The 10512-nt window shown below is 52.1% G+C and carries 6 protein-coding genes and 2 rRNA genes; 7 read left to right on the top strand and 1 reads right to left on the bottom strand.

All coding sequences use genetic code 11. The features are described 5' to 3' along the window. The 3 genes from V4U88_RS18185 to V4U88_RS18175 all read left to right on the top strand — a co-directional run. Positions 1-116 (top strand): 23S ribosomal RNA (locus V4U88_RS18185); the annotation flags it as partial. Positions 117-251: 135 nt separating this feature from the next. Next, positions 252-368: ribosomal RNA gene (gene rrf / locus V4U88_RS18180) — 5S ribosomal RNA — on the top strand. 375 nt (positions 369-743) lie between these two features. Beyond that, positions 744-1250, top strand: a complete 507-nt coding sequence (locus V4U88_RS18175; RefSeq protein ID WP_334074649.1) for a GNAT family N-acetyltransferase — start codon at positions 744-746, stop codon at positions 1248-1250. A gap of 107 nt (positions 1251-1357) precedes the next feature. Here V4U88_RS18175 and V4U88_RS18170 read toward each other — a convergent pair whose 3' ends face one another. Beyond that, positions 1358-3607, bottom strand: a complete 2250-nt coding sequence (locus V4U88_RS18170) for an FAD-dependent oxidoreductase (protein WP_334074648.1) — start codon at positions 3605-3607, stop codon at positions 1358-1360. Positions 3608-3756: 149 nt separating this feature from the next. Here V4U88_RS18170 and V4U88_RS18165 point away from each other — a divergent pair, with 149 nt between their 5' ends. From V4U88_RS18165 to V4U88_RS18150, 4 genes are all read left to right on the top strand, one after another. After that, the gene (locus V4U88_RS18165) at positions 3757-4572 is read left to right on the top strand and encodes an AraC family transcriptional regulator (protein WP_334074647.1); all 816 of its coding nucleotides are present in this window, start codon (positions 3757-3759) and stop codon (positions 4570-4572) included. A 105-nt stretch (positions 4573-4677) separates the two neighbouring features. Then, positions 4678-6993, top strand: coding sequence for an FAD-dependent oxidoreductase (locus V4U88_RS18160; RefSeq protein ID WP_334074646.1), 2316 nt, complete (start codon positions 4678-4680; stop codon positions 6991-6993). 138 nt (positions 6994-7131) lie between these two features. Then, positions 7132-8988 (top strand): sensor histidine kinase, encoded by a 1857-nt coding sequence (locus V4U88_RS18155; RefSeq protein ID WP_334074645.1) that lies wholly within the window; start codon positions 7132-7134, stop codon positions 8986-8988. Next, positions 8960-10483: a helix-turn-helix domain-containing protein gene (locus V4U88_RS18150; RefSeq protein ID WP_334074644.1), complete on the top strand. Its 1524-nt coding sequence runs from the start codon at positions 8960-8962 to the stop codon at positions 10481-10483. The genes V4U88_RS18155 and V4U88_RS18150 overlap by 29 nt, the downstream gene beginning before the upstream one ends. The last annotated feature ends 29 nt before the right edge of the window (positions 10484-10512 follow it).

Raw genomic sequence — 10512 nt, 5'->3', positions numbered from 1 at the left:
AGATGAGATTTCCCAATTAGTAAGACCCCTTGAAGACGACGAGGTTGATAGGCCTGGGGTGGAAGTGCAGCAATGCATGGAGCTGACAGGTACTAATCGGTCGAGGGCTTATCCAAAAAATCACCCCACAAAGTGAAGAACAGCTTCGATGCTGATTCCGAGTACTTTGCGGGGACCCCGAAAAACAAATAGGGGCTAAAACGCAAATACGTTTCGTATCCAGTTTTCAGGTGATCAAACATCTGAACACGTTTGGTGGCGATGGCGGAGGGGTTTCACGCGTACCCATCCCGAACACGACCGTTAAGCCCTCCAGCGCCGATGGTACTTGGACCGAAGGGTCCTGGGAGAGTAGGACGCCGCCAAGCGAAGAAGAAAGAGCACTACCGTATGAAGCGGTGGTGCTCTTTTTGTATGCTCTAATACAAATTGATGCAAATCTGCAACAATTTCCGAACGTTTGAGCCCCGAAAAGCGAAAAGGATGCAAATGTGCAGGAATTTTCGGCCTTTTTCTTGAAGGGAGCCCCAGCAACAAAAAAAGCCTGCAGATTTGCAGGAATTTCGGACAGAAGGGCCATCTACTCCAATAATTCCTGCAGATTTGCAGGAATTTGACCATTCCGCACTTTGCAACCGCTCGCTAGGTGTCGTTACGAGTTTATTTGTTTAAGCTTGAACTTTATGATAAAATTTTTGAGATTTGACAAGGTAGAGGAAATACGGATGAAGGAAGTGGATCATATGGATTTAGTCATTAAAAAAGTAAGTACAGCGGATGGAATGGCGGCGTTGGCGGAATTGGCCTCGGAAATATGGCATGAGTACTATGTTTGTATTTTATCCAATGAACAGATTGATTATATGGTGGACAAGTTCCAATCCAAGCCTGCTATTACGGAGCAAATCGAAAATCAAGGCTATGAATACTATTTCCTGAACGCACTAGGGGAGCATGCCGGTTACATAAGTATTAAAGAGGAAGAGGGCAAGCTTTTTTTAAGCAAGTTCTATATCCGAAAAGAACACCGCGGGAATGGCTACGCCAGCAAGGCAATGGAGTTTCTGGTGGAGTTATGCAAACAACGGGGGCTAGGGCTCATTTGGCTTACGGTAAATCGGCATAATGACGACTCGATCGCAGTATATACGAAAAAAGGCTTCAAGGCCGTTCGCACCCAGATAGCGGATATCGGAAATGGTTATGTCATGGATGATTACGTGATGGAGAAAGAAATCCGGCTGGCTTGACACGAAAGATTAATTAGAACAACTCCCAAGAAAGGTTACAGGCATCTTCAAACCATTCTTGGGAGTTGTTTTGCGTAAGTCTATGTTGTGCAACGCACAGCCAGGTATTAAGCAGGATAAACGCGGATTTCGACGACCTCCGCTCGCGGGCATCCGTTCGTCGCTTCAATAATAAGCCTCAGGGAGGTTGCCGGGATCGGGCGGTCAAGCCGATGGATGTTTTTCCGCTTCCTGTTGTTTTTGAAATGAACGACTTCGATGCTCCCCGAGGACGTCAGAACTTCGATCTTGTAATCCTTCACAAGTTCCGGGACGACTTGAAACGGGGTGCGATGATGATGGAGGTTGATCAGATCCTCGTTCACATCGTCCTGGAAGGTAAGATGAATTTCCCGTATAGTAATCTCTTGTTCCCATTGAAGCTCGATCCAGGCGGCTTTTCCCTCCGTCAGCGGTTCGGATGCCCAGCAGTGCGGACCGCCATAGGGACGGCTGAACCCGTCAATAACCTTATCAGGATCGAGGGCGTGGCCCGTCGGTAACCGGAAGCAAAGAGGGCGCCGGGAAAAAGGAGCGGCATTCCATTGTTGGACTGGTTGGGGAGGCTGGCGGTCACCGTATTCGGCAGACACGATCGGGGTCTGTCCTTTTCGGAAACAAAGCACGCCGGTTAAAGGCTGGGCCGATGTATATAATGCAACATGCGGATTCGCTTTAATTACGATAAAGGCATTGCAGGCTTCCTCCGGAGTCCAATCCAGCGGAACGGAAACCCATTTTTGCTCGCCGGAGAGAAGACGGATTTCAACGGTCTGAACCAAGGCATGAGGAACATAATTTTCTTTCTTGCCCGTATGATAAAGCTCAGCGGTCAGTATTGTGGCTTGCGAGCAATCCGTTAAAAGCTCCAAACCCGTTAAACGGCCATCCACCGGAACCAGGATGCCGAAGTCCGCCTCCAGCGGAACCCGCCCGACGGGGGCAGACGGCGCATAGGCGAAAAGTGTGGACGAGGCGCGAACGGCAGCTCGGGGTGCCAGGTCAGCGGGATCATCGGCTTTCAATCCGATGACCGATGCATCTTGGCGAAGCAGCGTCTGCTGCAAAGCGGCAAGATGAAGCCGTCCCAATTCCCGCGGCGTTACGGATTTGGCCTCGCACAGTGCGGCGGCTGTCCCGGCCGCCTCCCCCAGGATGGCGCAGGTAGCCATTACGCGCGTTGTGCCAAAAGCCACGTGGGAAGCGCTGATGTTCCTTCCGGCAAACAGGAGATTGTTGACGTTAACGGAATAAATCGAACGGTAAGGGATATGATAAATACCATCCGCAAACCAATGCTTGGAGCCATGCTCCTCAGCGTAAACGCCGCCCGGGGGATGGAGATCGATCGACCAGCCGCCAAACGCGATCCGGTCTTCGAAAGGCCGCTGGGCCAAAATGTCGTGCTGCGTCAACGTGTAATCCCCTATAAAGCGGCGATATTCCCGTTTCCCGGGAAGGCTGCCTACCCATTCGAGCGTCAGATTCTCGGATTCGAATTTTCCCGAGTTTTTGATGTAATCCCAGATCCCGTAAATGACCGACCAAAGCTCATCCCGGATGCGTTCATTATCGTGGACCGTATCCAGTTCGCCACCCCATTCGATCCACCAATAGGCGCAGCCGTTGTCCCCGCTGCGAATAATTCGCCGAAGCGGGATGGAGGTCTGAGTAATATCCGTAGCGAAGGAAGGAGGGGTGAAACGGACAGGCTCTCCGGCATCCTTCGTATAGAATAGCAGCGTACTGCCCAGCGTGATGGCATCCGCTTCTTCCGGGGCCCAAGGTTCGCCGAACTCGGTCCTCGACTCCCGGCCGATCCGGTATTTGGCTCCCGCAAGCGTGCCAATCAGTCCATCACCGGTACAATCGAGAAACAAACGGCTGCGAAATTCAATCCTTCGTTCGGAGCCCATCATCCAGCCGGTAACACTGCGGATGTTTCGGTCGTTCTCCGGCCCTTCGGCCTCCACTTCATGGACGTCCGTATTCAAATACAGGGAAAGATTCGGCTCCGCCTTCACAGCCTCCAGAAGAGTAAGATCCCATAGATAAGGATTGCCCTCCATGTTCCGGAACTGGTTTTCTAGAAACAGCTCTCCCATGATACCCGTTTCCCGGGCATACCGATTTACCCCATGTCCGGTTGCGCCACAGACCCAAACCCTCACTTCGCTGCTGGAATTCCCCCCCAAGACCGGGCGATTGTGAACCAAAGCCACGGTTTTCCCCAGCCTAGCTGCGGCTATGGCAGCGCATAAACCGGCAAGGCCGCCGCCGATGACGGTTATATCCGGTGTTACGGTCTCATTTCTCATTGTGAACACACTCCTTTTTTAAGATCGAACGCAGCAACTGACTACATCAAACTATCTTTAATTTCATAATAATAAAGCATATTTACTATACAAATAGCTTGAATTACAATATACATATCCAAAATTTCAAAGAAAGAGGTGAGAGAAGGTTGGGGCAAGGAGGTGTAACTGTCACGGGTTACCGGTATTGGGATTTCAAGCGTCAGTTTGCTTTGGAGAGGGACCGGAACGAAGACTGGGTAATGTTTGCCTTGGAAAGCGGAAGCATTTCCTATGCGGTCGGTTCAGAAGAGGGAGAAGCCGGAGGAGGAGAGGCGGTGATTTGCCCGCCGGGGGTATGGCTGAAACGCGAAGTCTTGAAACCGGTTTCTTTTCATTATGTCTCTTTTCGGATCACCGAGATGTCTAACCATACTAACACCTTGGCCCATTTTGAGGAGTATGACACGCTGCGGATTGTAACTTCCCGATGTCATATCCGTTTTACAGACCGGGAACGGTTCTTCTCAAATTTGCGGATCATGAGAGAAGTGGACAACCTGGGGAAGGATGAGGCGGTACGGTGGCGCAATTATGGATTTGGTGATTTATGTATGCAGGCCTCCTACCAGGATATTGTAAAAAAAACCGTACCCGCCGTGATCGATGTAAGAATGGCGGAAGCCATAAACGAACTGAGAAGCCTAGCCGACGCCCCGTTGGAAATTCGGCAGGTTGCCGCGCGCTACGGAATGACACCGGTTCAATTTATTAGGCGATTCCGTAACGCCACAGGCCAGACTCCGCTTGAGTACGTAACGGCTTTACGAATCGGCAAGGCCTGTCTTTTGCTGGAGGAGACGGATGATACACTTGAGGCGATAGCGGAACAGTGCGGATATGAGAGCGGGTTTTATTTGAGCCGGGTATTTTTGAAACAAAAGGGCATCCGCCCTTCAGAGTACCGCAAGTCTTACAAAGTGTAAGAAATTTGTGCACCCTATTGAACAGATTTGTTGACGGAAGTCTCCGCCCTCTTGAACTACAATCATAGAAAGAATGAATGGCTCAATGAGGATGGAGGAAAATCTGTGATACAATCCGAACAGGAAAATTACGATATGGTGGTTTGCGGCGGGGGGTTGGCCGGATTTTGCGCCGCCGTGGCCGCGGCCAGACTTGGAGCTACGGTATGCCTGATTGGGGATCGGCCCGTGTTCGGCGGCAACAGTTCATCTGAAATTCGGGTAACGCCGCATGGAGCGGCGGCTTTTCATGCGTATGCGCGCGAGACCGGTATCATTTCCGAGTTGTTGATTAAGGAACGCGCTTCTAATCACGAGACGATTCGGGAGAACGGCTGGACCAACAGTGTATGGGATATGACCTTGTATGATATGGCCGTAAGCACGCCAAATCTAACGTTCTATCTGAACACCACGGTCACCGGGGTACAAATGGATGGATCGCAAACGATCCGAAGCCTGACGGCAAGGATCGCCGGAGCCGAGACCGAACTCAGAATCGGCGGACAAATCTTCGTGGACTGCACGGGAGATGGCGTCATAGCGGATGCTGCGGGCTGCGAATGGAGATGGGGCACCGAAAGCAGAGAAGAATTCGGAGAACCGCACGCCCCGCGGATCGCAAGCGGCGACACCATGGGCAGTTCCATCCACTTTAAAGCGAAGGACATGGGCCGGCCGGTTCGGTTCCATGCTCCGGAATGGGCGGTGCGCTATGAGGATCCCGCTTTTTTTGCCGATCAAGGGAGACATTTTTATGAGCTGGAATCGGGCTACTGGTGGATTGAGATCGGGGTACCCTGGAATACGGTGTTCGACCAGGAACAAATCAGGCATGAGTTGACTCGGCATACGCTGGGGATCTGGGATTATATCAAAAACCGGGATCCGGTATTGAAAAAACGCGCCGCCCACCTGGCGTTGGACTGGATCGGCCAGATTCCGGGCAAACGGGAAAGCCGGAGAATTATGGGACGCTATCTGATGACCGAACACGATCCTGCCGGCAAAACGGTGTTTCCGGATGAAATTGCTTACGGCGGGTGGTTTATTGATTTGCATACCGCCGGAGGACTGCTGGCGGGGAGTGCGGAGCCTTCCAGTGCGGAGGGTTACGCCGAAACCTCGGAGTACGCGGTCAAAAGCTACTGCGGCCCTTACGGGATTCCGCTGCGTATCTTGATGTCCAAGGATGTGGAAAATCTGATGATGGCGGGGCGCAACGTTAGCGTTACGCACGCCGCTTTAGGAACGGTTCGCGTCATGGCCACCACCGCTTTGATGGGGCAGGCCGCCGGAACCGCCGCGGCCATTGCTTTGCGGGATAATATCCGCCTGACGGAAGTTCCCGGCCGTTGTATTGCCAAGATGCAGCAGCAGCTGCTGCGCGACGGTTGTTTTCTTCCGAATGTTCGGGGCTGTGACCCTGAGGATTTGGCAAGGGAGGCCCGCGTAACGGCCAGCAGTTCGGAACCGGTGGAAGGCGCCGGCCCGGAGAGCTCCGATGCCACCGGAGGCTTTATCCTTGGCAACAAGGAAGAGAGGCAGCAGGCGGATGAACCGCTGAACCACCGGCGAGGGCAGTGGATTGCCGTCGGTCCGGAAGGAATCCGCTCTCTCTCGGTTTGTTTATCCAATGGCTCGGATAAGGAGCAAATCTTGACCGCGGAGTTAGTTGCCGTAAATCATTTATGGGATTACCGCAGCCAGGGATCGGCCAGACTCGCCCATACCGAGCTGGTCATTCCTCCGGGGAAGAAACAATGGATCCCCTGGAATTTATCTCCGGCAGAAACCGCTCATTTGAAGCAGGGGAGCTATGTGCGTCTGGATCTGCTGCCTTGCCCCGCGGTGGAGTGGCACATTGCGGGAACCGTCATCCCCGGGCATACGTCCGCATACGAAATGGGGGACGGTCGGATGCGCCGTTATCGGGACGGAGGCACGCTCAGCTACAGAGTAACCCCGCCGCAAACCTGCTTCCTTGCGGAAAATGTGCTCACCGGGATCACTCGTCCCTATGATAATACAAACCAGTGGCGCTCGAATCCCGCGGATCCGCGGACCCCGTGGGTGGAGCTGGAATGGAAACAAGCCCGGACCGTCGGCATGATTGAGGTGACTTTTCCAGGCCATCTGTTCCGGGAATACCACAATTATCCTCCTTTCTACCGCGACCCTCAAACGGCGCGGGATTACCGCATTGAGGTTTGGGATGGCCATGCTTGGGGGGAAGTGGTTCACGTGGAAGGGAACGTTCAATGTAAAGTACGCCACAAACTGGATAAGCCGATTTTCATCGTTAAATTGCGGCTAAATATTCTGGCAACCTGGGGGGATCCGGCCGCAGGAGTGTATGAGATTCGTTGTTACGGTCCGTAATTAAAAATACGTTCGTCCCATATCCGTGCCTGTGTTACACTAGCTCTAACCGACACAGGTTAAAGACTATAGAGCATTTCACACAGCTGCCTTTCATGCAATCAATAGTTCCGCTTATATAGGCAGGGGGAATTGAGTTTGAGCTGGAACTGGAACTGGAACATGGCCCTATTAAACCGTCTCAGTCTGAAGCATCGCCTGTTTATCTCCATTTTGCTGTTCGTGCTGATCCCGGCCACCATTGTGCAAATTCATAGTATTTCCCGGCTGGAGACGATGATGAAGGACAACATTGCGGAGCAGAATATCGAGCAGCTGGATTCGTTGAAGAACAGTCTGGAGAATCTTCGGATCGGTGTGCTCGGGGCGATGCTTCAACTGGAACGCGATCCCGAGGTCGTCCGAATGCTCCGTACACCGGGGGAACCGATAACGGAGGAGCGCCGTCTATATTTACAGAACCGCTTATTAAGCGTTAAACAAGGCCTTATGAACGCGGTCGTCCCGGTTGATATCACATTAGCCGATGCTTCAGGCCATGTTTATACGTCTCTGGAGGAGGCGACCGTGGGGACGATGGAAGGGGGAGAGATGTATCAGGAAGGCAGTCCGGAGGGAACAAAGCAGCTTTTTGACGGAGCTACCTTTCAACGGCTGCTGTCTTCAGAAGAGCCTTATTTCTGGGCGGTTCATGCGCCGGAAGACAGGTATGAGAAGACTTTTCCGCCCTCGGAGCTCTTTTCCCTGTACGGCAAACTGCAAACACCCCAGGGGGATACCTTCGGCTACATCCGTATCAGCCTGGATATCAAATCCTGGATGGACTCCATCACGGGGGGATTTTTAATCAAGCAGAATTATTATTTGCTGGATGGAGATGGGCAGCCGATTCTGTTGGAAGCGGATGAAACGGAAGCGGACCATATGCAAACGATGCTGCCCGCATTCAAAAAGAATCCAAGCCGGTATTTCACAGATCATCAGGATCAATACATGTATAATGGAGTTTACATGCCCAATATGAACTGGTATATGTTAAACCGTTTCCCTTTGGAGGCGTTATCGGGGAATGTTTGGTCCATGAAACGGCAGGTCGTTTTTTCCTTCCTGCTGACGGTGGCCGTATTTATGCTGGTCACTTATGCCATCGTTTCCTCCATTCTGCGTCCGCTCCGTCAGTTGCAGCGGAAAATGACGCAAATGGCGGATCAATATATGCATCTTCATCTGCAGGAGTCCGGATATAAAGGCGAGACACGGGAGCTGGCCAGGTCCTTCAACCAGATGACCGATGATATCCGTAAGCTGATCGCCACTTTGCGGGCGGAGGAACGTCAAAAAGAAGCTTTGCGTTTTCAAATTCTGATGTCGCAAATGAATCCCCACTTCTTGCTGAATACCTTAAATACGTTGAAGTGGAACGCGCGGAGCCAAGGGGATACGGGAACTTATGAGATTTGCCAGAATCTGGGCAGGCTGCTGGAATGCGGTTTGAATACCGAGGTAGATCTGGTCCATTTAAAAGAGGAAATCGGACTCGTCCAGTCCTATCTTTATATTCAATCTTTCCGGTACGATCATACTTTTCAGTCGGAGATCGAGATCGGGGAAGGGCTCGATTACGCGTTAATTCCCAAACTCAGCTTGCAGCCGCTGGTAGAAAACTCGCTGCATCACGGATTGATACATATGCGTGAAGGCGGCCGCATTTCCATACGGGTTACACGGGATTCCCGAAAACTGAAAGTGGAGATTCTTGATAACGGGCAGGGCCCCGCCGCCTCCGAGTCTTTGCGTTCCTCAGGAAGGCGAAGGGGAATCGGCATCAGCAATCTAAGGGAGCGCCTTGCCTTGTTGTACAAAGGAGAAGCTCGCCTCGAGCTGATTCCAGCCAATCCGGGAATGCTGGCGGTGCTTGAAATTCCGCTGCTTATATCCTCACCCTATGACAAGGAGGGCATCCAACATGTGGAGTATCCTGCTGGTGGAAGATGAGCCTTTTGTGAGAAGAACGATCCGGAACACGATTCCTTGGGAGGAACACGGCTTTACGATCGCGGCGGAGGCCGCCCACGGTTTGGAAGCTCTAGAGCAAATGGAGACGTTGTCGCCGGACATTGTGATCAGCGATGTGCTTATGCCGTATATGGATGGTATCGAGCTGCTCCAGCAGGCGAGAAAAAGGGGGAATGAGGCGGCGTTTATCATGCTGACCTGTGCCGGTGAGTTTGAGTATGCCCGGATGGCATTGGAGTACGGAGCCTCCAGCTATATTTTGAAATTATCGATGGATGATGATAAGCTGCTGGAAGCGTTAAACAAGGTAAAGAGCCGCCTTCAACGAAAAGTCGAAGAAGAGGCCAGGCTGAAGTGGGACAGTCTGGAGGAACGCCTTCCTTACTTGTGGAAGAAGGCTTGCGGCAAGACGCTATCGTCGATGGAAGCGTTGAAATTAGCGGAGTTAAGCATGCACAAGCTGGGTACCAGACTTGTTTTGCTGACTTGGCTAGAGCGTGAAAAGGGGGTGTCTTGCGAGCAAGTGCGGGAAATGCTGGCTAATGAGGGGCCAGGCTCGTACCGACTTATGACGTTCCGGGCGATGGGGGTCAGTACGTTGTTGATTTGCCCCAGCGATGCAGCCGCTTCCGCCTCATTAACCAAGAAGCTGAGCGGCGATCCCCAAAAATTTGCGGGGGTGTGCCGTACGGTTTATCTGGACAATAAAACGGCGGACGATATCGCAGGGGAATGGGCCCAAAATTTGCGGGAGCTTGACCGAATCTATTATCACGGGTGCCGGACAGTGGTTCACAACGGATATCGGATTGATCGGCAGGACGAATATCCCGCGATTCCTTGGGAGTGGGAGCAGGAGATCCTTCGCAGTTTCGCCAAGGCTGCGGTGAACGAATGTGCGGATAAGCTTACGGAGTTGTGGGCTTTCATGGAAAATCATCAACTGCCGATGGTACAAGTGAAAGAAACGGCCGAACGATTGGAACGGCTTTTCGCTCATATTAGCCGCAAGCCGATTCTTCCCGGTGGGGAAGAAATGACGTTTTATTCCCGCCATCAAGTTTTGCTGGATACCCTTTCAGACCGGATGATCCAGTATTCCAAAGGAAGGACCACGCCGGCTTTGGAGGAAACGGACCATAAAGAAGTTAACCGGGTCATCCACTATGTGCTCGAGCACTATGACGAGGACATCTCGTTGCAAGCGATGGCCCAAAGAGTGAATATGGATGAGAATTATTTAAGCGGACTTTTCAAAAAGAAGACCGGCCAAACGTTCATCGGCTACCTTCAGCAGGTCCGTGTTCAGGAGGCCAAGGGGTATTTGGAGCGGACGGACCTGACGGTGGCGGAAATCGGCGAAAGATGCGGATTTGCCAACCCCAGTTACTTTTTCAAAATTTTTAAGAGGTGGACGGGGCTGCGGCCGAGTGAATACCGTCTTACTTTAAAAAGAGAGGAAGCCGGGCAATGAGCCCGGTTATTCTATTTTTTGCAAAAAAA

It is taken from the genome of Paenibacillus sp. A14 (assembly GCF_036864815.1).
GTDB lineage: Bacteria > Bacillota > Bacilli > Paenibacillales > Paenibacillaceae > Fontibacillus > Fontibacillus sanfengchensis.
The sequence above is the reverse complement of the archived record's forward strand: the minus strand, read 5'-3'. Positions and strand labels throughout refer to the sequence as shown.

Coding starts and splice junctions, on each gene's coding strand:
- V4U88_RS18175 (WP_334074649.1), top strand. CDS start 744: ATGGATTTAGTCATTAAAAAAGTAAGTACAGCGGATGGAATGGCGGCG.
- V4U88_RS18170 (WP_334074648.1), bottom strand. CDS start 3,607: ATGAGAAATGAGACCGTAACACCGGATATAACCGTCATCGGCGGCGGC.
- V4U88_RS18150 (WP_334074644.1), top strand. CDS start 8,960: ATGTGGAGTATCCTGCTGGTGGAAGATGAGCCTTTTGTGAGAAGAACG.